Raw genomic sequence first — 22,590 nt, 5'->3', positions numbered from 1 at the left:
TCCGTAGGTGGAGAAGGAGTCCCGGTGACGCAGAGCGGCCAGGGCGGCGAACCGCAGTATCCGGCGGCGCAGCCCACGGGCGGGCAGCCGTGGGACGGCGCGTGGGGGCCGGGCCCGGCCCCCGAGGCGCCCGCGCAGCCGGCGTACGGCTACCCGGCGCAGGCGGAGGGGGCGGAGGTCCCGGCCCAGCCGGGGTACGGCTACCCGCCGCAGCCGGAGTACCTCCAGCAGCCTCCGCAGCAGGCCGCCCACCAGGACCCGTACGGGGTGCAGCCCGACCCGTACGGGCAGGCCGACGCGTACGCTCCGCCGCAGCAGCCGGACCCGTCGTACGGGCACCAGCCGCAGCCCGGGTACGGATACCCGCAGCAGCAGCCGTTCCCCGGGGCGGGGACCGGGGACTACGGGCAGTTCCCCTCCCACGGTCAGGGGATCGCGGCCGGCGCGGACGCCGAGGCGACGGCGCTGATTCCGCCGTTCCCCTCCAACGGGCAGGGCATCCCGACCGGTGCAGATGCCGAAGCGACCGCCTTCATCCCGCCGTTCCCCTCCCAGGGGCAGGGGATCCCGATGGGTGGCGATGCGGAGGCGACGGCGCTGATCCCGCCGTTCCCCTCCCACGGGCAGGGCATCCCGACGGGTGCGGACGCGGAGGCGACCGCCTTCATCCCGCCGTACCCGTCCCACGGGCAGGGCATCCCGACCGGTGCGGACGCCGAAGCGACCGCGTTCATCCCGCCGGTGCCCTCCGGGCCCGATGCCGAGGCCACCGCGTTCATCCCGCCGGTGCCCGCCGGGCCGACGGCGCCCGCGGGGCCGCCGGCGGAGTTCGACGGGCTGTTCCGCAACGACAACGCGGTCGGGTCCACCGCGCCGCTCCCGAAGATCGAGGAGCCGATCGCGCCGCCGCGGCCGCAGCCCGGCCGCGGCCACCGCCCGGCCGGTCCGGCCGGGTACGCCCCGCAGCCCCCGCCGCCCGGACCGCACCAGCACCCGCAGCACCCGCAGCACCCGCAGCATTACGACGAGCCGGAGCCGCGCCGGGCCTCCACCGGGCTGATCATCGCCGGTGTGGTGGGCCTGGCCGTGGTCGGTCTCGGGGTGGGCGCGTTGCTCGGCGGCGAGAAGGGGTCGAACAGCCCCACCGAGTCGGCGGCGGTCTCCGAGACCTCCACGCCGACCGCCGGCGGCGCTTCGAAGCCGCCCGCGGAGCAGCCCGTGGACCCGGGGAAGGGGCAGGCCGAGCAGCTGGACAAGCTGCTGGCCGACAGCACCGACAGCCGGGCCGCGGTGATCCGCTCGGTCGACGACATCAAGGGCTGCGACAACCTGGACCAGGCCGCGGACGACCTGCGCGACGCGGCCCGGCAGCGCGAGGAGATGGTCACGCGCCTGGAGGAGCTGCAGATCGACAAGCTCCCGGACAACGCGCGGCTCGCCGCGTACCTGAAGAAGGCCTGGGAGGCCTCCGCGTCGGCCGACGACCACTACGCGGACTGGGCCGACCAGCTCGACGACCGCAAGAAGCTCTGCAAGGGCGGCAAGGCCCGGGCCACCGAGCACGCCGTCCAGGGCAACAAGGCGAGCGGCGAGGCGAGCAAGGCCAAGCAGTCCGCCTCGGTGCTGTGGAACCGGATCGCCACCAAGTACGACCTGACCACCCGCGACCGCACCCAGCTCTGACCGCCGCGCCGCGTCAGCTGGAGGTCGGCGCCGACTCCAGGGTGCGCGTCATGTCCATCGCGCCGTCGCCCTGGGTGACCAGCACCCCGCCCTTGACCTGCTGGAACGTCACCCGGCCGTTGACGATGCGGGGGAAGCCGCCGACCGCGCGCATGTCCTCGTAGCGCCAGCGCAGGGCCGGCGTGAGGCCGCCGGTCTTGACGCCCTCGGTGTCGTCGAGCGCGCGGGCGATCCGCCGGGCGGTGACCTCCTCGTCGCCCAGCGACTTCACGATCTCGGTGAAGACGGTGTACGCGATCCAGGTGGTCTGGGTGCCCACGTCGGTCGGGTCCACCCGGTCGTCGGCGAACGCCTGCTTGCTGATCACCTGGCGCATCGGCTCCCACAGCGGGTCCGAGGCCACCGGGTACCAGCCGGTGACGTACGCGCCCTCGAACGGGCCGTTCTTGCCGCCGGTCCGGTTGACCAGGCCCTGGCTGATGCTGCCGAGCACGGAGGCGATCTTCACCTTGGAGCCGTCCTCGTCGACGCGCCGGAACGAGTCGAAGAACGTCTCCGTGTGCTCGCCGAGCGCGGCCGTGACACAGCCCTTGCCGCTGCCGCCGGCGGCCGCCTGCCCGCCGCGGGTGCCGGCAGCGGACAGGGCCCGGCGGGCCGCGTCGCTGTAGTCGGTGGCGTCGTCGGCGGCCCGGATGTCCGCGGACGGGACGTCTTCGGCGCCCTGGGCGGACTTCAGGCCGGCGTTCAGCAGCAGCGGCAGGGTGTCGCCCGGCAGGGTGTCGGGGCGGACCAGCGCGACCTTCGAGCAGACCCGGCCGAGCTGGTGGCCGGTGCCGGCGAGCAGCGTGGGCTGGCCGCCGTTGACGGGGTAGGACAGCGTGCTCTGGAACTCCTCCGCGGAGGCCCCGAAGCCGCCGATGAACGGGATGCCCGCGGCCTCCAGCGGGGCGAAGTAGGAGCGGCCGTGCTGGCTGTACGAGCCGACGACCGCGACGACGTCCGCCTCGACCGCCTGCCGGGCGCAGCCCGCGGCGCCCTTCGGGGTGTTCTCCTCGTTGCAGGTCAGGACCCGCAGCTCGCGGCCGTTGATGCCGCCGCGGGCGTTCACCCAGCGGGCGTACGCCTTCGCCATGGCGGGCATCCCGGGCATGTTGGTGGCCTTGGTGTTCTCCGGTGCCCACGTCATCACGGTGAGGGGCTCCCCGGATCCCCCCGCGTTCCCGGGGAGCGCCCCGCATCCCCCGATCAGGGACGCGCCCACCGCCGTACACAGGGCCGTGCGGGCCGCGGATGCGATCGAGCGGGAAAGGGTGCGTCGCCTGTCGGTCATGTGCATGCACAATTCCGCCCCACCGGTAACGGCGCAGCGATGTTCCGTCAACGGTCAGTGACGTGAAGGTGAACTACGGGGGTGTCAAGATCCCCGTTCGGGGGAACGTACGATCGTCAACCGTGACATTCGTCCAAGCTTCGAAGAACCCTTCCCCCCGCGGCCGCCGCTCCTCCACCATGGGCGGCATGCCGCTCAACGACATGCCCTGGTGGCGCTGGCGCAGCAACGTGCGCTCGGCGCTGCACATGCTTTCCGACCCGGTCTTCCACGAGGAGTGCTGGCTGGCGGGCCTCGAAGGCTACGGCGACGTGACCGACGCGGTGTACCGCCTGGTCGAGGACACCTGGCTGGACAGCTGGTCCGCGGAGAAGTACGTCGGCACGATATTCCGCGACTCGCAGGAGGCCGCGCTCGTCGACGTGGCCGTGCTGCGGGTGCTGCGGATCCTGCACCAGATCGGCCCGGACGCCCCGGTCTCCGCCTACCTCGACCACCACGGCTGGCCCGAGGCGGTGCGCGCGGCCCGGGACGCCCACGTACGCCTGTCGGTGGCCGACGGCGAGGACCCGGACGGCCGCCCGTGCTCCCTCGACGTCCTGCGGACGCTCACTGCGATCTGACGGGCCGGCGGTGCCGGCGGCCCGGGACCGTCCACGGACCGAGACGGCGGCCGCCCCTGCCGTGCACGGCTCCCGGCGGGGTCGCCGGATGTGGAAGTCTGTGGTGTCATGAGCGACCCGCAAGCCACCAGCGCACCCGAGCAGTACGTCCTCACCCTGTCGTGCCCGGACAAGGCGGGCATCGTGCACGCCGTGTCCAGCTACCTGTTCATGACCGGGTGCAACATCGAGGACAGCCAGCAGTTCGGAGACCGCGACACCGGTCTCTTCTTCATGCGGGTGCACTTCGAGGCGGCGCCCCCTGTGACGGTGGAGAAGCTGCGGGCCAGCTTCGCCGCGATCGGCGACTCGTTCCGGATGGACTGGCAGATCCACCGCTCCGACGAGCGGATGCGGGTCGTGCTGATGGTGTCGAAGTTCGGCCACTGCCTCAACGACCTGCTGTTCCGGTCCCGGATCGGCGCGCTGCCGGTGGAGATCGCCGCGGTCGTCTCCAACCACACCGACTTCGCCGAGCTGGTCGGCTCGTACGACGTCCCCTTCCACCACATCCCGGTGACGAAGGACAACAAGGCCGAGGCGGAGGCGCAGCTGCTGGAGCTGGTGCGCGCCGAGAACGTCGAGCTGGTCGTCCTCGCCCGCTACATGCAGGTGCTCTCCGACGACCTGTGCAAGGCGCTGAGCGGCCGGATCATCAACATCCACCACTCCTTCCTGCCGAGCTTCAAGGGCGCGAAGCCGTACCACCAGGCGCACGCCCGCGGCGTGAAGCTGATCGGCGCCACCGCCCACTACGTGACGGCCGACCTCGACGAGGGCCCGATCATCGAGCAGGAGGTCGAGCGGGTCGGCCACCAGGTCACCCCGGAGCAGCTGGTCGCCATCGGCCGGGACGTCGAGTGCCAGGCGCTGGCCCGCGCCGTGAAGTGGCACAGCGAGCACCGGGTGCTGCTCAACGGCTCCCGTACGGTCGTCTTCGCCTGAGGCCCGCCGGGCCCCGGCGCCTCACAGCCGGCTGAGGGAGGCCGCCGCGAACAGGACGTCGCGGATGGCCTCCCGGTCGCCGTGCTGGCCGGCCGCCGCCTCGTCCGGGGCGATGTGCCCGGCCGCCAGCCGGCAGAACTCCGCCGCGTCGAGGGCGATCTCCGCCACCGTGTGGTCGGCCGAGGTGGCCGCCGCCGGGGAGTCCAGCGCGATGTCCCAGGAGCCGCGTCCGGCGCCCTCGATCTCCAGCCGCAGCGTCCGGCCCGGGGCGCCCGCCGCGACCAGCCCCTGTGCGGGGGCCGCGAGCCCGGCCCGCCGCCGGCCGGCCAGCACCCCCGGCAGCAGCCGCGCCGCCAGGTCGATCATGGCGTGCATGTGGACGCCCGAGGGCGGGTCGTACGGGTAGTCCACCGCGTCCGCGATGTCCCCGGCGTGCACCCAGCACTCGAAGGCCCGCTCCAGGAACGCGTCCGCGAGCGGCAGCGCGACCGGCCCGTAGTCCACGGTCAGGGTGTCCGCGGCGCGGCCGGCGAAGGACACCGTGCGCAGCAGGGTGTGGCTCTGCTCCCGCCAGGGCTCCCGGACCCGGCGGGTCACCGGGTCCGCCGACGCCGCCCAGAACCGCTCGGTACGGGAGTGGGGTCCGCCGGCTCCGGCGTCCGGGCCGAGCGGGTCGTCGAGCCCGAGCACGGCCGCGACCATCCCGTCCACGGCCATCAGGTGGGCGATCACCCCGGCGACCGTGGTGCGGCGGCTCTGCTGCCCCGTGTCCTCGAACCACTTGAGCCGGACCGGCGCGTGCCACTCGGCGTCGCCGAAGTCCTGGAGCAGCGCGTCGAGGCGGGCCGTCTCCGTGTCGTACGGGGCCGCCCACAGCGGCACCGGGATCCGGGCGGGCCGCCGCACCAGGCAGCCCTCCAGCACCCGGGTGCGCAGCAGCGGGTCGAGGTCGAGGTTCTCGTCGGGGTGCAGCAGGGACACCGCCTCGCGCAGCCGCAGGGCCTCCTCGGCGCAGCCGGCGCACTCGGTCAGGTGCTCCTCGACGGCCTCGGTCTCCTCGGCCGAACACGCGGCCAGCGCCCACGCGCCGAGCAGGGACTTCAGCACGGCGTGCGAGCGCGGTTCGGAGGGCGGTGCGGAGCCGGGTCCGTGGTCCGGCCCGGAGGCCGGTCCGACCGGCGGCTCTTCGGACGGCTCCTCGTGAGCGTCGGTGGGACGGCCGGTGTGGGCGCCGGGTTCCGGGCGGGCCGGAGCCGCGCCGGGGCCGAGGTCGTCGGCGGCCCCGCGGGGTGCCGGTATGCGGGGTGCGACGGGGCCGGGTCCGTCGCCGTCGCCGGGGTGGTGCGCATTGCCGTTGCCGTTCATCGGGCCGTTCCCCACCCGGGCGGCGAGGTGCCCTCGCCGGCCAGTGCGTAGGCGGTGGACAGCAGTTGGAGGCCGAGCCGCAGCCGGCGTCTGGCCTCGTCCTCGGTCACGCCGAGGTCGGCCGCGGCCTGCCGGTAGTCGCGCCGCTGGAAGTAGGCGAGTTCGAGGGCGGCCCGCAGCGGGGCCGGCATCGAGGTGACGATGTAGTCCGCGCGGGCGGCCGCCTGGGCCATGCGCACCTTCTGCTCCAGTTCCTCGCGGGAGCCGCGGCCCAGCTCGGTCTGCCGCAGCCGTGCCACCGCCTGCCCCTGTGCTATCCGGGCGACCCAGGCGCGCAGGGAGCCCTGCTTGGGGTCGTACGCGTCCGGGTTCTCCCAGATGTAGCCGAACACCTCACGGGTGATCTTGTCCGCGGCCCGCTCGTCGCCCAGCACCCGGTACGCCAGCCCGTGCACGAGCGAGGCGAACCGGTCGTACAGCTCGCCGAGCGCGGCCGCCTCGCCGCGGGCGAGACGCTGCTGCATGCGGCGGTCCCAGCGCGGTGGTGCGTCCTTCGCCATGGCGGCCCCCAGCCCTGTGTCGTCTACACGAATGTAATCGCCAACTGCCTTTTGGGGCCGACTTTGTGCGAACCCGCCCCGGACCGGGACGCTCCGTGTTAGAAGCCGCGCACGCGGGCGGAACCGCAGGTCGGAGCGACGCGCCCCGGCGCGCGCCCCGTGCGCGGGGGCGGTGCGGCCACGTGACCGCACCCTCCGCTTAACGTCCAGGCCATGGAGGACGTACGCTGCCGCCTGTCTTGAACTGCACCCCACCGCACATGTGAAGGCGGAACGCCGAATATGGACAGCGCAGAGTACGAGCGCAAGATCGCCGCCCGATTCGCCACCTTCGACCAGGACGGCAACGGGTACATCGACCGGGAGGACTTCAGCGCGGCGGCCCGGGCCGTGCTGGCCGAATTCGGCACCACCGCGCGCTCCGACAGGGGCCAGGCGGTGTTCATCGGCGCGGAGGCCTTCTGGCAGGGCATGGCCGGCATTGCGGACGTCGACGGGGACCAGCGCGTGACCCGCGAGGAGTTCGTCACCGGAGCGGTCAAGCGGCTCCGTGACAACCCGGTCCGGTTCGCCGAGATCGCCCGCCCGTTCCTGCACGCCGTGCTGGCCGTCGCCGACGAGACCGGATCCGGTTCCGCGACCCCGGACGCCGCGGCCCGGGTGCTGCGGGTCCTGGGCACTCCGCAGGAGCTGGCCGGCCGGGTGGCGGCCGGTCTGGACACCGACGGGGACGGCCGGATCTCCGAGGAGGAGATCCTGGCCGCGTTCGCCGGTTACTGCGGGGTGGAGCCGCCCGACGCCCTCTGAGCACGCGCCGCGCGCACGGCCCGCGCCCGCCGCGCCGTACGCCGCCGGCCGCTCAGGCGTAGCGCTCGCGCAGTTTGTACTTGAGCACCTTGCGCAGGGTGTCGTTGCGCGGGAGGGCCTCGACCAGCTCCAGCTGCTCCGGCAGCTTGTGGGTGGCGAGGCCTTCCGCGCGCAGGTACGCGGTGACCGCGGGCAGGGTGAGCGGGTCCGCGCCCGGGGGCTGTTCGACGACCGCGCAGACCCGTTCGCCGCGCTCGGGGTCGGGCAGGCCGATGACGGCGGCGTCGCCGACGCCGGGCAGCCGGGCCAGCAGGTCCTCGATCTCCTTCGCGGAGACGTTCTCGCCCTTGCGGATGATGACGTCCTTGCTGCGGCCGGTCAGCACCAGGTGTCCGTCGGCGGTCAGGTGCCCGAGGTCGCCGGTGACCAGGTAGCCGTCGGCGTCGAAGGCCTCGGCGGTCTGGGCCGGGTCGAGGTAGCCCCGGCAGACGGCCTCGCCGCGCAGCCGCACCTCGCCGTCGGTGCCGGCGGGCAGCGGGCGGCCGTCCGGGGTGGTGATGCGCACGGACATCCCGGCGGGCGGGCGGCCCTCGGTGGTCGCGAGCTGCTCCGGGGTGTCGTCGGGGGAGCCCATGGTGATCATCGGGACTTCGGTCATGCCGTAGCCGTGGGTCAGCTGGCAGCCGAGTTCGCGGACCACCGCGTGGTAGATCTCCGGCGGCTTGGGTGCGCCGCCGCCCGCGAGCAGCCGCAGGCTGGGGATGAGGGGCCGGGCCGGGTCCTTGCGCTGCTCGGCGAGGAACATCGAGTAGAAGGCGGTGGAGCCGCCCGCGACCGTGACCCCGTGCCGGCGGTAGCCGTCGAGCGAGCCGGGCAGCGCGAACTTCTCGAACAGGACCGCGGGGAACCCGTAGAGCAGCAGCATCACCAGGTAGTCGGGCCCGCCGATGTGCGCGTACGGGAAGGCGATCGAGCCGACGTCGGCGGCGCTCAGGTGCAGGGCGTGCGCGAGGCAGGAGCCGCCGGCGATCAGCGAGCGGTCGGTGTGCAGGACGCCTTTGGGGTCGGAGGTGGTGCCCGAGGTCCAGTAGATCCAGCGGACCGCGGTGCCGTCCCCGGGCGGCGGGGGCAGCAGTTCCGGGTCGCCGCCGGGCAGTTCCCCGTACGCCTCGAAGACCCCGCGGGCGCCGAGCCGGCGGGCCATCGCGGTGTGGTCGAAGCCGCGCCACTTGCCGGGGACGGCGAAGAACTCGGCCTTGGACTCGCGCAGCGCGAAGCCGGTCTCGCGGTCCCGGTAGAAGGGGATCACCGGGGACTGCACGGCGCCCAGCCGGGCCAGTGCCACCGACAGGAGCACGGTCTCGATGCGGGTCGGCAGCTGCCAGGCGACCACCGTGCCGGGGCGCACTCCCCGCTCGTACAGCCCGGCGGCGACCTGTTCGGCACGGTCGCGCAGCCCACCGAAGGTCAGGGTGCGGCCCGTCTCCGCCTCGATCAGGACGGGGGTGCCGGGGGTCAGCGCGGCCCGGCGGGCGACCAGCTCCCAGAGGGTGGGGGCCCGTCCCAGGCCGGTCGCGCCGGCCTTCGCGGTGTCCGTCGTGCCCGTCGCGCTGTCCGTCATGCCCAGCCTCCACAGCCGCCCTCGACCGAGAGATCTGACGGATGGTCAGATCAACTGGAGAGGGTAGGGCGCGGGCGCTTGTCGGTCCAGGGGTCCCGGGGCTAGCTTGTTTCTGACGATCCATCAGAAACGGTTTGAGGGGACCCCATGGAACTGCCTCGGATCATCAGCGTCGACGACCACGTGATCGAACCGGCGCACCTGTTCGAGACCTGGCTCCCCGCGAAGTACCGCGACCGGGGACCGCAGCCGCTCACCGCCGGCATCGGAGAGCTGGAGTACGTCGGCGGCAAGTACCGGATCACGATGGACCCGGACGGCCCGCCGACCGACTGGTGGATCTACGAGGACCTGCAGTTCCCGTACAAGCGCAACATCGCCGCCGTCGGCTTCGACCGCGACGAGATGACCCTGGAGGGCATCACCCGCGCCGAGATGCGGCGCGGCTGCTGGGACCCCGCGGCGCGCCTCGCCGACATGGACCTCAACCACGTCGAGGCCTCGCTCTGCTTCCCGACCTTCCCCCGGTTCTGCGGCCAGACCTTCGCCGAGGCCAAGGACAAGGAGGTCGCCCTCGCCTGCGTGCGCGCGTACAACGACTGGATGGTCGAGGAGTGGTGCGGCGACAGCGGCGGCCGGCTCATCCCGCTGTGCATCATCCCGCTCTGGGACATCGGCCTCGCCGTCGCCGAGATCAGGCGCAACGCGGCCCGCGGGGTGCGCGCGGTCACCTTCTCGGAGATCCCCACCCACCTCGGGCTGCCGTCGATCCACTCCGGCTACTGGGACCCGTTCTTCGCCGTGTGCCAGGAGACCGGGACCGTCGTGAACATGCACATCGGGTCCTCCTCGCAGATGCCCGCCGCCTCCCCGGACGCCCCGCCCGCCGTGCAGGCCTCGCTCAGCTTCAACAACGCGATGGCCTCGATGATGGACTTCCTCTTCAGCGGCGTCCTGGTGAAGTTCCCGCGGCTGAAGCTCGCGTACAGCGAGGGCCAGATGGGGTGGATCCCGTACGCCCTGGAACGCGCCGACGACGTCTGGGAGGAGCACCGTGCCTGGGGCGGGGTGCGCGACCTGATCCCCGAGCCGCCGTCCACGTACTACTACCGGCAGATCTTCTGCTGCTTCTTCCGCGACAAGCACGGCATCGCCTCGCTCGACGTCGTCGGCCGCGACAACGCCACCTTCGAGACCGACTACCCGCACGTCGACTCGACCTTCCCGCACACCAAGGAGGTCGCCCTCGACCACGTGCGGGGGCTGGACGAGGAGACCGTGTACAAACTGATGCGGGGCAACGCGATCCGGATGCTGGGCCTGGACCTCGACCGGGACCCCGCCCGCCCGGGCGGGGCGCGCTAGTGGACCTCGCGTACACCGAGGAGGAGCGGGAGTTCCGGGCCCGGCTGCGGACCTGGCTGGGGAAGGTGCTGCCCGAGCTGCCGCCCCGGCCGTCCCCGGACGACTGGCCCGGCCGCCGCGCCTACGACCTGGGCTGGCAGCGCCGGCTGCACGACGCCGGGTACGCGGGCCTGCACTGGCCCGTGGAAGCCGGCGGGCGCGGCGCCACCCCCACCCAGCACCTGATCTTCCTGGAGGAGACCGAGCGGGCCGGTGCACCCTACGTGGGCGCCAACTTCGTCGGCCTGCTGCATGCCGGCCCCACCATCGCCGCCGAGGGCACCGCCGCGCAGCGGGCCCGCTGGCTGCCGCCGGTGCTGCGCGGCGACGAGGTGTGGTGCCAGGGCTTCAGCGAGCCCGGCGCCGGCTCGGACCTCGCCGCCCTGCGCACCCGGGCGGTGCGCGACGGGGACGCGTACGTGGTCAGCGGCTCGAAGATCTGGACCTCGCACGCGGAGGTCGCCGACTGGTGCGAACTCCTCGTCCGGACCGACCCGCAGGCCCCCAGGCACCGGGGGATCAGCTGGCTCGCGATGCCGATGGACGCGCCCGGGGTGACCGTACGGCCGCTGCGGACGCTCGCCGGGTCGACGGAGTTCGCCGAGGTGTTCCTCGATGAGGTCCGGGTGCCGGTCGCCAACCGGGTGGGCGCGGAGAACGACGGCTGGCGGGTCACCATGGTCACCCTGTCCTTCGAGCGCGGCACCGCCTTCGTCGGCGAGGTGGTGGCCTGCCGGCGGGTGCTGTCCGAACTGGCCCGCGAGGCCCGCCGCACCGGCCGCTGGGACGACCCCGCACTGCGCCGCCGGCTGGGCCGGCTGGCCGGCGAGTTCGGTGCGCTGTGGCGGCTGACGCAGTGGAACGTGAGCGAGGCGCAGGCCTCGGCAGGCTCCGGTCTGGCCCCGCCGGGCATCGGCGGGTCGGTGTTCAAGCTGCGCTACTCGCACGCCCGGCAGGAGCTGTACGACACCGCCGCCGAGGTGCTCGGCGCGGGCGCGCTGGAGGCGGACCGGGACTGGGTCCAGGACCGGCTGTCCTCGCTGTCGTACACGATCGCGGCGGGCACGTCGCAGATCCAGCGGAACATCGTGGCCGAGCGGATACTCGGCCTGCCGAGGGGGCGGTGACGTGGACTTCCGGTTGACGGAGGAGCAGCGGGACCTGCGGGCCGGGATGCGGGAACTGCTGGCGGGCCGGTACGGGCGCGAGGCGCTGCGGGCGTCCGTGGACGGAGCTTCCGCCGGGGTGGTGGACCGGGGGCTGTGGCGGGAACTGGGGGCGGCCGGGTTCTTCGCGCTGCGGCTGCCGGAGGCGGCCGGCGGGGTCGGGCTGGGGCTGCCGGAGGCGGCGCTCGTCTTCGAGGAGGCCGGGCGGGCCCTGCTGTCGGGGCCGCTGGTGGCCACGCACCTGGCGGCGGGGACGGTGCCGGGGGCGGCCGCGGGAGAGGCGGTGGTGACGGCCGGGGACCTGGGCGGGGATCTGGTCGCGCATCTGGGGGAGGCGGACGGGGTGTTGGGCGCGCCCGGGCCGCCGTGGCCCGCCGGGCCGCCGGCGGGGGAGCCGGTGCGGTCGGTGGATCCGCTGACACCGCTGCACCGGGTGCCGCCGGGGGCCGTCCCGCCGGTGGACGCGTACCGGCTGGAGGGGACGCTGCTGACGGCCGCGCTCCAGACCGGGAGCGCGCTCGCGACCTGCGAACTGGCGGTGCGGTACGCGAAGGAGCGGGAGCAGTTCGGGCAGCCGGTCGGGGCCTTCCAGGCCGTCAAGCACCTGTGCGCGGAGATGCTGGTGCGTGCGGAGGTGGCCCGTACGGCGGTCTACGCGGCGGCCGTGACCGCGGACCCGGCCGAGACGGCCGCGGCCAAGCTGCTCGCCGACGAGGCGGCGGTGCTGGGCGCCCGGGACTGCCTCCAGGTGCACGGCGGGATGGGCTTCACCTGGGAGGCCGACGTCCACCTGCACCTGAAGCGGGCCTGGGTGCGGGCCGAGCAGTGGCGGACGGCCGCGGAGGCGGAGGAGGAGCTGGCGGCGGGGCTGTGAGCGCTCGGGGTGGCGCGGGGCGCTCTGCGAAGGGAGACACGGGTGGGACGCCGCGGGACGCCTGTCCGATTACAGAGAGTTGATATCGGTTTGTGTCCTTCGTCCGACTCGTTACGCAGGGGAGTCGGGTGCTCGCTCCGGTACGCTCCCCATGCGAGCGGTCGAGCGGCGAGGGCGTCGCACAGTATGCACCACGCCCCCGGCTTCGCGCTGGAATATGCCCGAAGCGCTTGTTGTGGTGACTGTATGTCAACCATGCTGCTCCGCAAGGGGGTCACGGTCCGTGATCCCGTTCCGTCGTGAGGCGAAGTGTCCGCCGGTTCGGATGGTGTGAGCGGTGCAGGTGCTTCAGGTTCAGCTGGAGGTCGGTCCGGATCCCGCCGAAGTGGGCCGGGCGCGCAGATGGGCACGTTCCCGGCTGGCCGGCTGCGGGATAGGGGCGGACGAGCCCCTCACCGACACCCTGATCCTGCTGATCTCGGAGCTCGTCACCAACGCCGTGGTGCACACCGGCTGTCCGGCGGTCCTGCGCATGCTGTTCGGCGGGCCCGGCGTACGGGTCGAGGTGATGGACGTGAGCGACTGCCCGCCGTCCCGGCGGCGCGCGGAGGACTCGGAGACGAGCGGCCGCGGCTTGGAGCTGGTCGACGGCCTCGCGGACCGCTGGGGCTGGCAGCGCGAGGGCGCCGGCAAGCGCATCTGGTGCGAGATCGACCGCGACGGGAAAGCCCCGGAACCGGCCCCTCCGAGCCACATGTACCTCTAACGAGGAGTTGACGGACCGTCATGCGTTGATCACCCTTGAGGGGAGCGACGCGTCGCGAGGGGACGCCAAGGACTGACCTTGACGAGTGCGGGTCGCGGGGTGGCGGCAACCCGTGCCGTGCTCGGGGCGCGCACGAGGCTCGCCGCCACCCGCAGGTCGAGGGTCAGGATCGCGTCGGTGTCGTAATCGCGCGCCAGGACGGTCGACATCTCACGTACGGTGCGGGGAGGTTCCTGGGGCCGGCGGGCCGTCGGGCCCTACCGCGGGTTCAGGCGGCGGAAGTACGTCCAGCTGGATTCGTTGGGTTCGGTCCACTTGGCGGGGGCGGTGGCGTACTCGGGGTGGTGGGCGGCGATGTGGGCGCGGGTGCGGGCGGGGAGTTCGGTGTACGAGGCGAGCTTGCGGCCGCGGCACTGGAAGACGAGCCCGCCGGGGGTCGGGCCCTTGGCCATCCAGGGCAGCCAGGGGGACATGCGGGTCCAGGACATCGTGGCCGGCACGCTCGGGGCGTCGGTGGTGAGGGCCTCGGCGGGGGCGAAGAACTGGAACATCTCCAGCGCGCGGTACGTGTCGTCCGCCGAGTTCTCCGGGTAGTCGGCGACCGGCAGCGGTGACGGGTAGGCGAGCGGGATCTCCAGGCTGAAGCAGACCTGGTCGCCGAGGAGGGTGTGCGGGACGGGGAACGGCCGCCAGTGCTGGTTCACCGGGTCGTTCCACACGTGCACGACCGGCTGCCCCTCCCAGTCCTCCAGGATCTCCCGGCTCACCGGGTCGAGATAGAACGCGGCCTCCCGGGACAGCATCCGGTATCCGCCGGAGCCATGGTCCCCCTCCACCCGCGAGACGTTCACCCCCTCGAACCCGAACACCTTCCGGTACGGCTCCCCGGGCCCCCACGCGTACACGTCCCCGGACCAGCCGTACACCACCTCCCGCCCGTCCAGCGAAGCCCGGACCCGGGCGAAGGCGGTGAGCGACTCTGCGGGCGACATGACCATGGGCCCACTGTGGGGCGGGGCGGGGGAGCGGGCAAGGGGGCGTGCCGGGCGCCGCTGGTGCGGCTGGACCCGGTCTCCGGCGGTCGGAACCCGAGGGCCCGGGCCCGTTGCGAGTTCGAGGGCCCGGCCGGTGAAACGGCCGTGCCGGACTGGGTCGTCGACGTCACCCCCGACATGGAGATCGGCCGCCGGTACCCGGTCGTCCGCCACCCCCAGTCCGTGAGCCGGGCCCAGCCGGGGACCCCGGCGGAGCTTGCCGAGGAGCACCGGCGCGGCACGAACCTCGTCCAGACCCTGAGGCGCATCCGCCTCGCCCTCGTCGCCACCGGCCTCCTGCTGCTCGCAGCCGCTGCGCTCGTGATCGCAACGACGGAGGCGTAGCGGGGCCGGCACCCCCTACAGCACCGCCACCGGTGCCACCGGGGTGCCCGTGCCGCCGACGAAGGGTTCCGGCATGGCCGAGAGGAGGAAGGAGTGGCGGGAAAGTTCTGCACAGGCTGTGGACAACATTTCCAGGTTCCAGTTCTGGCCCTGGTGCATACCCATCTCGACCAGGTCGAGGGCGTGGACGGGCAGCCATAGATTGTCGATCTCCGGGGGGAAGATCTCAAACGTGAGCGTGTCGTTCGCGACGGCCGCCACGTCGCGGGCGTGGAACCACTCCGGGGTACGGACCGACAGGCCGGGGGACGGGAAGCCGTAGCCGTGCTTGTCGCCCGCGAGGTAGACCTGGATCTGGCCGGTGCGGACCAGGACGACGTCCCCGGCCCGGACCCGTACCCGCCCGAACTCCTCCGCCTCCGCCAGGTCCTCCGGGGTCACCGCGTGCCCGCCGGGCAGCCGGTCGACGCCCTTCGCGCGGGCCACGTCGAGCAGCACCCCGCGCGACACGATCGGGGTGGCCTTGTCGATGCCGCTGAACTCGGCGCGGCCGTGCGCGGTGATGGTGGTGGCGGGGCGGCCGTTGTAGATGCGTCCGGAGTGCGAGACGTGGGTGAGGGCGTCCCAGTGGGTGGCCGCCTGCAGGCCCATCGTCACCGAGTCGTCGCTGCACGCGACCGTGCCCGGCCCGAACAGCTCCTGATTGATCTGCACCATCGTGTGCAGCGGATTGACCCGGCCCGGGATCAGCCCGGCCTGCACCCCGTCCTCCTTGAGTGGCAGCGCGAGCGGGATCCGGCGGCCGGTGCGGACCTCCGCGGCGGCCGCCCGTACGACGTCCCCGGTGATCAGGTTCAGGGTGCCGATCTCGTCGGCCGCACCCCAGCGCCCCCAGTTGTTCACGCGCTTGGCGATGTCGTGGAACTCGGGCGGCAGCGCGGACATGGGGCCTCCTGAGGTCTTGTGCTCGCGGACCGGGTGCGCTCAAATCTAACGGTCCGTCAGAAACCGCGGGAAGGGGCCGGACGTGGGGAACTTCTTGGCAGGCAAGGTCGTCGCCGTCACCGGCGCGGGCCGCGGCATCGGCCGGGCCGTCGCGCTCGCCGCGGCCGCCGAGGGCGCCAGGGTCGTCGTCAACGACTACGGCGTCGGCGTCGGCGGAGGCGAACCGGCGAGCGAGGTCGCCGAAGCCGTGGTCAAGGAGATCGCCGAGGCCGGCGGGCAGGCGGTGGCCGTCGCCGACGACATCTCCACCATGGCCGGCGGCCAGCGCGTCGTCGACACCGCGCTCGCCGAGTACGGCCGTGTCGACGGGGTCGTGTGCGTCGCCGGCATCCTGCGCGAACGGATGCTCTTCAACATGTCGGAGGAGGAGTGGGACCCGGTGGTCGCCACCCACCTCAAGGGCACCTTCACCGTCTTCCGCGCCGCCTCCGCCGTCATGCGCCGCCAGGGCTCCGGCACCCTCATCGGCTTCACCAGCGGCAACCACCAGGGCTCCGTCGCCCAGGCCAACTACAGCGCCGCCAAGGGCGGCATCATCTCGCTCGTCCGCAGCGCCGCCCTCGGCCTGCACAAGTACGGGGTGACGGCCAACGCCGTCGCGCCCGTCGCCCGCACCCGGATGTCCGCGAACGTGCCGATGGAGCTCAAGGAGATCGGCGAACCCGAGGACGTCGCCGCGCTGGTCACGTACCTGCTCAGCGACCGCGCCCGGGCCGAGGGGATCACCGGGCAGGTCTACACGGTCGCCGGCCCCAAGATCGCCGTATGGGCGCAGCCGCGCGAGCTGCGCGCCGGGTACGCGGAGGGGCCGTGGACCCCGGAGCGGATCGCGGACTTCCTGCCGGGGACGGTGGGCACGGACCCGATGCCGATGCTCGCGCAACTGGAGGCGATGGCGAAGGCGGCGGCCGCGAAGGACCGGCCCAACGCGTGACCGGGGCGAGGCCGTGGAAGGAGGCGGGCGCGGATGGACTTCCGGTTCGGAGACGGTGACGAGGAGCTCCGCAGGACGGCGCGGGACTGGCTGACCGGGCACCTGACCGGCCCGTACGCGGCCGCCGCCGGGCTCGGCGGGCCCGGCAGCGAGCACGAGGGCGTGGCCGAACGCCGGGCGTGGGAACACGAGTTGGGGCGTGGCGGCTGGATCGGGCTGGGCTGGGACGCGCCGGCCGGGGCCTACGGGCAGCGGTCCGCCACGCTGACCGGCCAGGTGGTCTGGGCGGAGGAGTACGCGCGCTCCCGCGCCCCCGGCCGGGTCGGCCACATCGGCGAGAACCTCCTCGCGCCCACCCTCCTCGCGTACGGCACCCCGGAGCAGCGCGACCGCTTCCTGCCGGCGATCGCGCGGGGGGAGGAGCTCTGGTGCCAGGGGTACAGCGAGCCGGGGGCGGGGTCGGACCTGGCGGGGGTGCGGACGGTCGCCGTGCGGGAGCGGGGGGTCGGGGCCGGCTCCGGATCCGGCTCCGTATCCGGCTCCGGTTCCGCATCCGGCTCCGGCTCCGGTTCCGGGGCGGGTGCCGGTCGGGTCCGGTGGCGGGTCACCGGGCAGAAGATCTGGACCTCGCTCGCCCGCGAGGCCGACTGGTGCTTCGTCCTCGCCCGCACCGAGCCCGGCTCGCGCCGCCACCACGGCCTCTCCTTCCTCCTCGTACCGATGGACCAGCCCGGCGGCCGGGTCGAGGTCCGGCCGATCCGGCAGCTGTCCGGGACGAGCGAGTTCAACGAGGTCTTCTTCGACGGCGCCGTCGCCGAGGAGGTCGTCGGCGGCGAGGGCAACGGCTGGCAGGTCGCGATGGGCCTGCTCGCCCTCGAACGCGGCGTCTCCACCCTCGTCCAGCAGATCGGCTTCGCCGCCGAACTGGAACGCGTGATCGCCGCCCACCTCGCCGCCACCGCGCCGGACCGTACGCCCGCCGGCCCGGACCGTACGCCCGCCGGCCCGGACGGCGTGCTGCGTGACCGGCTCGTCCGGCAGTGGGCCGAGCTGCGCACGATGCGCTGGAACGCCCTCCGCACGCTCGGCAGTTCGCCGGAATCCGGCGGCGCGGCCGATCCCGGGGCGCCCAGTGTGGCGAAGCTGCTGTGGGGCGGCTGGCACCGGCGGCTCGGGGAGCTGGCGGTGGCCGTCCGGGGCGCGGCCGCGGCGGCCGGGGTGCGGGACTGGGCGCCGGACCTGCCGTACGAGCTGGGGCTGGCGGAGGACCAGCGGCTGTTCCTGTTCACCCGCGCCGACACGATCTACGGCGGTTCGGACGAGATCCAGCGGAACATCATCGCCGAGCGGGTGCTCGGCCTGCCTAAGGAGTCGCGGTGAGAGGCGTCGTGTTCGACGGCAAGCAGGCGCAGGTGGTCGACGACCTGGAGGTGCGCGGTCCCGGGCCGGGCGAGGTGCTCGTCGCGATCGCCGCGGCCGGGCTGTGCCACAGCGACCTGTCGGTGATCGACGGGACGATCCCGTTCCCGCCGCCGGTGGTGCTGGGGCACGAGGGCGCGGGCGTGGTGGAGGCGGTCGGCGCGGGCGTGACGCACGTGGCGCCCGGCGACCACGTGGCCCTGTCCACCCTGGCCAACTGCGGGGCCTGCGCCGAGTGCGACCGGGGGCGGCCGACGATGTGCCGCAAGGCGATCGGGATGCCGGGGCAGCCGTTCAGCCGGGGCGGGCAGCCCGTCTTCCAGTTCGCTTCCAATTCCGCCTTCGCGGAGAAGACGGTCGTCAAGGCGGTACAGGCGGTGAAGATCCCCGCCGACATCCCGCTGACCAGCGCCGCCCTCATCGGCTGCGGGGTGCTGACCGGGGTCGGCGCCGTACTCAACCGGGCGCGGGTGGACCGCGGCGAGTCGGTCGTCGTCATCGGCACCGGCGGCATCGGCCTGAACGTGCTCCAGGGCGCGCGGATCGCCGGTGCCACCCGGATCGTGGCGGTGGACGCGAACCCGGCGAAGGAGGCGGTGGCCCGGCAGTTCGGCGCCACGCACTTCGTGGACGCGTCGGCGGTGGCGGACACGTCCGCCGCGGTCCGCGAGGTCCTGCCGACGGGTGCCGACCACGCCTTCGAGTGCGTCGGCAACGTGAAGCTGATCCGCCAGGCCGTCGACCTGCTCGACCGGCACGGCCAGGCGGTCCTGCTGGGCGTGCCCGGCTTCCAGGAGGAGGCGAGCTTCCAGGTCTCCTCGATGTACCTCGACAAGTCCATCCTCGGCTGCCGCTACGGCTCCGCCCGCCCCCAGCGCGACATCGCCCTGTACGCGGACCTGTACCGCTCGGGCCGGCTCCTCCTGGACGAACTGGTCACGGAGACCTACCCGGTCGAGGACTTCGCCAAGGCCGCCGAAGACGCCCACCAGGGCCGCGTCGCCCGCGGCGTCCTGACGTTCTGACCGGTCTGCCGACCGTCGTTTCCGGGTCGCCTCCGCCGTGCGCGGGGGCGGCCCGGTGGGCTGTCAGGGGCGGCCGCGGTGGTGGTGCCAGTCGGGGGCGAGGAGGGACATGAGGGTGGCGTCCACGCGGCGGCCCTGCCAGAGAAGGGCGTCGCGGAGGGTGCCTTCCGGGGTGAAGCCGACCTTCTCGTAGACGCGGCGGGCGCGGGGGTTGAAGGCGTAGACCTCCAGGGAGATGCGGTGCAGGCCGAGCTGTTCGAAGCCGTGGCCGACGATCAGGCGGGTGGCCTCGGTGCCGAGGCCACGGCCGTGGGTGCCGGGGACGAAGCCGATGCGGAAGCTGCAGCTCTCGTTGTGGCGGTCCCACAGGTTGAGGACAACCTCGCCGATGACGCGGCCGGTGGCGCGTTCCACGACGGCGAGGTCGAGGCGGTCGTCCTGGTCGCCGCGTGAGCCGTACCAGGTGCGCAGGGCCTCTTCGTCGTACGTCTCGCCCTCGTGGCTGCCGGTGAGGCGGGAGACCTCGGGGTCGGTGAACAGGGGCAGCAGAGCGGGGACGTCGTCCGCCGTCACCGGGCGCAGGCGGACCAGGTCGCCGTCGAGGGTGGGTTTGTGGCGGAAGCCGGGGCGGGGGGTGCCGGGCGCGGGGTCGGTCATGGGAAGAGTCTCGCCGGAGCGGGGGGCGTTGTCGTCCGGATATCGGGGCGGGGACCTCCTGGCTCAGCTGCCCGCCGGGCCGGGGTTTCCCCCACCCCGTTCGGCGGCGGGCCGGCTACGGCCGTGCCCTGTGCCCCGTGCGGCGGGCGGTCAGGAGGGGGAGAAACGGCCGAAGTGGCCCCGGTGGTAGAGGAGCGGGGCGGCTTCGGTCGGCGCGCCGAGCGCTTCGACGCGGCCGACGACGATCAGGTGGTCCCCGCCGGTGTGGACCGCATGGATCCGGCAGTCGATCCAGGCGGGGACGGCCGTCAGCTGCGGGGAGCCGGTGACGGGGGACGGGGTGTGCGACACCCCGGCGAACTTGTCGGCCCCGCTCACCGCGAACGCCCGGCACAGCTCACCCTGCTCCGCCCCGAGGATGTTCACACAGAAGACCCCGGCCCGGGCGATCCGCGGCCAGGTGGTCGACGTCCGGGCGACCATGAACGTCACCAGCGGCGGCGCGAGCGACAGCGAGGCGAAGGACTGGCAGGCGAAGCCGGCCGGGCCCTCCTCCGGGGTGGCGCCGGGGGCGGTGATGACCGTGACCCCGCTCGCGAAGTTCCCCAGCACGGACCGGAACTCGGCCGGCCCGACCGGCACCCGCTCGTCCTCGCCCACGGCCCGCAGCTCCGGCCGCGGCAGCGCTTCGACCGGCCCCGCGGAGGTGGGCGAGCCGACGGACCTGAGGTATCGGACGACGGTGGCCGCCATCCCTGCGTGTCCCATCACACCACCGATTGAAGCTGACGGATCGTCAGATGGGAAGGGGTCGGCGGGCCGGGGAGGGTGGGTGTACGGTTCCGTCTATTGAACGTGTTCAAATACTGCGGGGGATTTCAGTGAGAACTGCCGAGGCCACGCCGGACGAGGACAGCAGACCCGCCCGGGCGCAGGGCTGGTGGCCGGCAGCCGCACCCGGCGCCGAGGCGGTGGCCGCCGCACAGTTCCTGCTGGCCGGCATCGCGTGGATCATCACCTCGGACACACGCGACGACTATGACGTGTCAGGCTTCGCGCTCGGCTGGATCGGGTTCTGCTGTTGCCTGCCGGTGGCCCCTGCCGTGCTGGGCGTCGTACACGCCCTGCTGCTCACCAAACCCGCCGCCCTTCTGGCCCGCGCCGCCCGCCACCGGACCGGGCTGCGCCGGGCGTACGGGGAGCCGGCCGCGCTGCTCCTGCTGTCCGCCGTACCGGCCGCGTTGCTCGCCTGCCTCGGCGGCGTGCCGTACGCGTACGGCTGGGCGGCGGTCGCGGGCAGCGGGACGCTGCCGCTGCTCGTCGGCGAGTGGTTCCGGCGGCGTGGGACGCCGGAGCGGACGCGGTGGGCGCGGGTGGGGGTGGGGGCGGCCGGGGCGTCGGCGGTGCTGTTCACGGTGGGCGTGCTCGGCCCGGGCACCTTCGGCTTCCTCGCTCCGTACGAGCCGCCGCTGCTGGGCAGGGACGCGTACGCCGGGCGGTGGAGCGGGTACGGCGGCGCGGCCGTCGAGCTCCGGCCGGACGGGCGGGCGGTCGCGACCCGGCTCCGGTACCAGGGCGTAGAGCTGGAGGAACGGTCCTGCTCAGGGGCCGGTACGTGGACCTACCGGTCCGCCGCGTCCGGCAACGGCGCGGAGTTCCCCCGGCGGGAGGGGGTCGACCTCGACATCGCCGGGTGTCCCGACGTCGAGGCGCTGTCCGTCGCCGGGACGCGGGCGGAGCCGGAGGTGTACTACGTGGCGGGAGACCCGGACGGGGGCGGGCTGTTCGTCCTGCGGCGGGGGTGAGGCGGGGCTCAGCGGCCGTGGAATTTCGGGGGGCGGCGTTCTGTGAAGGCGGTGATGCCCTCCTGGGCGTCGGCGGTGGACATGTTGAGTTCCTGGGCGGTGGCCTCGGCGGCCAGGGCGGTGCTGCGGTCGGTGTCCAGAGAGGCGTTGACCAGGGCCTTCGTCAGGGCGAGGGCGCGGGTCGGGCCCTGGGCGAGGCGTTCGGCCCAGGCGCGGGCCTCGGCGGGCAGGTCGGCGTCGGGTACGACCTTGTTGACCAGGCCGAGGGTCTGGGCGGTTGCGGCCGGTACCGCGTCGCCGAAGAACATCAGTTCCTTGGCCTTCTGGGGGCCGATCAGGCGGGGCAGGAGGTACGCGCCGGCGCCGTCGGGGACGAGGCCGCGGCGGACGAACACCTCGATGAAACGGGCGGATTCCGCGGCGAGGACGAGGTCGCAGGCGAGGGCGAGGTGGGCGCCGATGCCGGCGGCCGTGCCGTTGACTGCGGCGAGGACGGGTTTTTCGCAGTCCATCACCGCGGTGATGAGGCGCTGGGCGCCGGATTTGATGAGGCGGGTGATGTCGCCGGGTATGCGGTCCGTTGTCTGCGGGGGGTTGCGGAGGTCTGCGCCGGCGCAGAAGGCCTTGCCGGTGGCGGTGATGACGACTGCGCGGGTGTCGGGGCTGGCGGTCGCCTCTGCGAGGAGCGTGATGATGTCGTCGCGCTGGGGCCAGGTGAGGGCGTTCATGGCGTCCGGGCGGTTGAGGGTGATCCAGGAGATGTTGCCGTCGATCTCGTGCAGAAGGGTGTCGTTGCTGGGCATGGTCACTTCCTGTCGTCTGCGGGGCTCCGCCCCGGACCCCGCGCCTCAAACGCCGGCGGGGCTGGATTTGCCCGTCGGGGCCGGAGCTTGCCCCTTGGGGCAGTTGCCCCCGGGCGGGGGCGAGTTCCAGCCCCTCCGGCGCTTGAGGAGCGGGGTTTGGGGCGGAGCCCCAAGGCAACCCGGCCGGCGCCGGGCACCGGGCGCTGCCCGGACCCGCTCCTCAAGCGCCGGAGGGGCTGGGGGTGGCGGTGCCGGTTTCCGGGCTCTGCCCGGACCCGCTCCTCAAGCGCCGGAGGGGCTGGGGGGCCCGGCTGGGGCTGGGGGTGGCCCGGAGGGGCTGGGGGTGGCCCGGTGGGGGCGGGGGTTGCCCCGGGGGCTGG

General features: G+C 73.7%; 23 protein-coding genes. 13 read left to right on the top strand and 10 right to left on the bottom strand.

Features of this window, described 5'->3' with window-relative positions; genetic code table 11:
- The first annotated feature begins 24 nt into the window (after window positions 1-24).
- Complete coding sequence (locus LG634_RS22535; protein ID WP_226735732.1) at window positions 25-1,683, top strand: hypothetical protein; 1,659 nt, start codon at window positions 25-27, stop codon at window positions 1,681-1,683.
- A 13-nt stretch (window positions 1,684-1,696) separates the two neighbouring features.
- Here LG634_RS22535 and LG634_RS22530 read toward each other — a convergent pair whose 3' ends face one another.
- Window positions 1,697-3,013: an ABC transporter substrate-binding protein gene (locus LG634_RS22530; RefSeq protein ID WP_226735731.1), complete on the bottom strand. Its 1,317-nt coding sequence runs from the start codon at window positions 3,011-3,013 to the stop codon at window positions 1,697-1,699.
- Between the two features lie 179 nt (window positions 3,014-3,192).
- Here LG634_RS22530 and LG634_RS22525 point away from each other — a divergent pair, with 179 nt between their 5' ends.
- Entirely contained in the window at window positions 3,193-3,636 is a 444-nt protein-coding gene (locus LG634_RS22525; protein ID WP_226735774.1) for an SCO4402 family protein, read from the top strand.
- Window positions 3,637-3,744: 108 nt separating this feature from the next.
- Entirely contained in the window at window positions 3,745-4,620 is an 876-nt protein-coding gene (gene purU, locus LG634_RS22520) for a formyltetrahydrofolate deformylase (RefSeq protein ID WP_226735730.1), read from the top strand.
- Window positions 4,621-4,641: 21 nt separating this feature from the next.
- Here purU and LG634_RS22515 read toward each other — a convergent pair whose 3' ends face one another.
- Window positions 4,642-5,985 (bottom strand): maleylpyruvate isomerase N-terminal domain-containing protein, encoded by a 1,344-nt coding sequence (locus tag LG634_RS22515; protein WP_226735729.1) that lies wholly within the window; start codon window positions 5,983-5,985, stop codon window positions 4,642-4,644.
- The gene (locus LG634_RS22510; protein WP_226735728.1) at window positions 5,982-6,545 is read right to left on the bottom strand and encodes a sigma-70 family RNA polymerase sigma factor; all 564 of its coding nucleotides are present in this window, start codon (window positions 6,543-6,545) and stop codon (window positions 5,982-5,984) included. Before LG634_RS22510 ends, LG634_RS22515 begins: the two co-directional genes overlap by 4 nt.
- Window positions 6,546-6,827: 282 nt before the next feature.
- On the opposite strand from LG634_RS22510, the gene LG634_RS22505 reads away from it, so the two are divergent.
- On the top strand, window positions 6,828-7,352 hold the full coding sequence (locus LG634_RS22505) for an EF-hand domain-containing protein (RefSeq protein ID WP_226735727.1): 525 nt from the start codon (window positions 6,828-6,830) through the stop codon (window positions 7,350-7,352).
- A gap of 52 nt (window positions 7,353-7,404) precedes the next feature.
- Here the strand turns inward: LG634_RS22505 and LG634_RS22500 are convergent, their stop codons facing one another.
- Window positions 7,405-8,973: a class I adenylate-forming enzyme family protein gene (locus LG634_RS22500; RefSeq protein WP_226735726.1), complete on the bottom strand. Its 1,569-nt coding sequence runs from the start codon at window positions 8,971-8,973 to the stop codon at window positions 7,405-7,407.
- Window positions 8,974-9,120: 147 nt separating this feature from the next.
- Between LG634_RS22500 and LG634_RS22495 the strand changes: the two genes are divergently transcribed.
- The 4 genes from LG634_RS22495 (at window position 9,121) to LG634_RS22480 (ending at window position 13,183) form a co-directional block, all read left to right on the top strand.
- The gene (locus tag LG634_RS22495) at window positions 9,121-10,338 is read left to right on the top strand and encodes an amidohydrolase family protein (RefSeq protein WP_226735725.1); all 1,218 of its coding nucleotides are present in this window, start codon (window positions 9,121-9,123) and stop codon (window positions 10,336-10,338) included.
- A complete protein-coding gene (locus LG634_RS22490) occupies window positions 10,338-11,504 on the top strand; it encodes an acyl-CoA dehydrogenase (RefSeq protein WP_226735724.1) in 1,167 nt (388 codons plus the stop codon). The genes LG634_RS22495 and LG634_RS22490 overlap by 1 nt, the downstream gene beginning before the upstream one ends.
- Window position 11,505: 1 nt before the next feature.
- Window positions 11,506-12,417, top strand: coding sequence for an acyl-CoA dehydrogenase family protein (locus LG634_RS22485; protein WP_226735723.1), 912 nt, complete (start codon window positions 11,506-11,508; stop codon window positions 12,415-12,417).
- Window positions 12,418-12,754: 337 nt separating this feature from the next.
- The gene (locus LG634_RS22480) at window positions 12,755-13,183 is read left to right on the top strand and encodes an ATP-binding protein (protein WP_226735722.1); all 429 of its coding nucleotides are present in this window, start codon (window positions 12,755-12,757) and stop codon (window positions 13,181-13,183) included.
- Window positions 13,184-13,212: 29 nt separating this feature from the next.
- On the opposite strand, the gene LG634_RS22475 is transcribed toward LG634_RS22480, so the two are convergent.
- Together LG634_RS22475 and LG634_RS22470 are read right to left on the bottom strand one after the other, a co-directional pair.
- Complete coding sequence (locus LG634_RS22475) at window positions 13,213-13,392, bottom strand: hypothetical protein (protein ID WP_226735721.1); 180 nt, start codon at window positions 13,390-13,392, stop codon at window positions 13,213-13,215.
- A 48-nt stretch (window positions 13,393-13,440) separates the two neighbouring features.
- Window positions 13,441-14,175, bottom strand: a complete 735-nt coding sequence (locus tag LG634_RS22470) for a DUF1838 family protein (protein WP_372482478.1) — start codon at window positions 14,173-14,175, stop codon at window positions 13,441-13,443.
- A gap of 147 nt (window positions 14,176-14,322) precedes the next feature.
- Between LG634_RS22470 and LG634_RS22465 the strand changes: the two genes are divergently transcribed.
- On the top strand, window positions 14,323-14,562 hold the full coding sequence (locus LG634_RS22465; RefSeq protein ID WP_226735719.1) for a hypothetical protein: 240 nt from the start codon (window positions 14,323-14,325) through the stop codon (window positions 14,560-14,562).
- Between the two features lie 15 nt (window positions 14,563-14,577).
- Here LG634_RS22465 and LG634_RS22460 read toward each other — a convergent pair whose 3' ends face one another.
- A complete protein-coding gene (locus LG634_RS22460; RefSeq protein ID WP_226735718.1) occupies window positions 14,578-15,507 on the bottom strand; it encodes a cyclase family protein in 930 nt (309 codons plus the stop codon).
- 82 nt (window positions 15,508-15,589) lie between these two features.
- Here LG634_RS22460 and LG634_RS22455 point away from each other — a divergent pair, with 82 nt between their 5' ends.
- From LG634_RS22455 to LG634_RS22445, 3 genes are read left to right on the top strand one after another with little or no spacing between them, the layout of a single operon-like run.
- Window positions 15,590-16,501: an SDR family oxidoreductase gene (locus LG634_RS22455; protein ID WP_226735717.1), complete on the top strand. Its 912-nt coding sequence runs from the start codon at window positions 15,590-15,592 to the stop codon at window positions 16,499-16,501.
- Between the two features lie 33 nt (window positions 16,502-16,534).
- Complete coding sequence (locus tag LG634_RS22450; RefSeq protein WP_226735716.1) at window positions 16,535-17,881, top strand: acyl-CoA dehydrogenase family protein; 1,347 nt, start codon at window positions 16,535-16,537, stop codon at window positions 17,879-17,881.
- Entirely contained in the window at window positions 17,878-18,945 is a 1,068-nt protein-coding gene (locus LG634_RS22445) for a Zn-dependent alcohol dehydrogenase (RefSeq protein ID WP_226735715.1), read from the top strand. The genes LG634_RS22450 and LG634_RS22445 overlap by 4 nt, the downstream gene beginning before the upstream one ends.
- 63 nt (window positions 18,946-19,008) lie before the next feature.
- Here LG634_RS22445 and LG634_RS22440 read toward each other — a convergent pair whose 3' ends face one another.
- Window positions 19,009-19,602, bottom strand: coding sequence for a GNAT family N-acetyltransferase (locus tag LG634_RS22440; RefSeq protein WP_226735714.1), 594 nt, complete (start codon window positions 19,600-19,602; stop codon window positions 19,009-19,011).
- Between the two features lie 150 nt (window positions 19,603-19,752).
- Window positions 19,753-20,370 (bottom strand): flavin reductase family protein, encoded by a 618-nt coding sequence (locus tag LG634_RS22435; RefSeq protein ID WP_226735773.1) that lies wholly within the window; start codon window positions 20,368-20,370, stop codon window positions 19,753-19,755.
- A gap of 113 nt (window positions 20,371-20,483) precedes the next feature.
- Between LG634_RS22435 and LG634_RS22430 the strand changes: the two genes are divergently transcribed.
- On the top strand, window positions 20,484-21,407 hold the full coding sequence (locus tag LG634_RS22430; protein WP_226735713.1) for a hypothetical protein: 924 nt from the start codon (window positions 20,484-20,486) through the stop codon (window positions 21,405-21,407).
- Between the two features lie 8 nt (window positions 21,408-21,415).
- Here the strand turns inward: LG634_RS22430 and LG634_RS22425 are convergent, their stop codons facing one another.
- Window positions 21,416-22,210, bottom strand: coding sequence for an enoyl-CoA hydratase/isomerase family protein (locus tag LG634_RS22425; protein WP_226735712.1), 795 nt, complete (start codon window positions 22,208-22,210; stop codon window positions 21,416-21,418).
- Window positions 22,211-22,590: the final 380 nt, after the last annotated feature.

It is taken from the genome of Streptomyces bambusae (assembly GCF_020532645.1).
GTDB classification, from domain to species: Bacteria; Actinomycetota; Actinomycetes; order Streptomycetales; family Streptomycetaceae; genus Streptomyces; species Streptomyces bambusae.
This window is presented reverse-complemented; position numbering and strand designations above follow the sequence as displayed.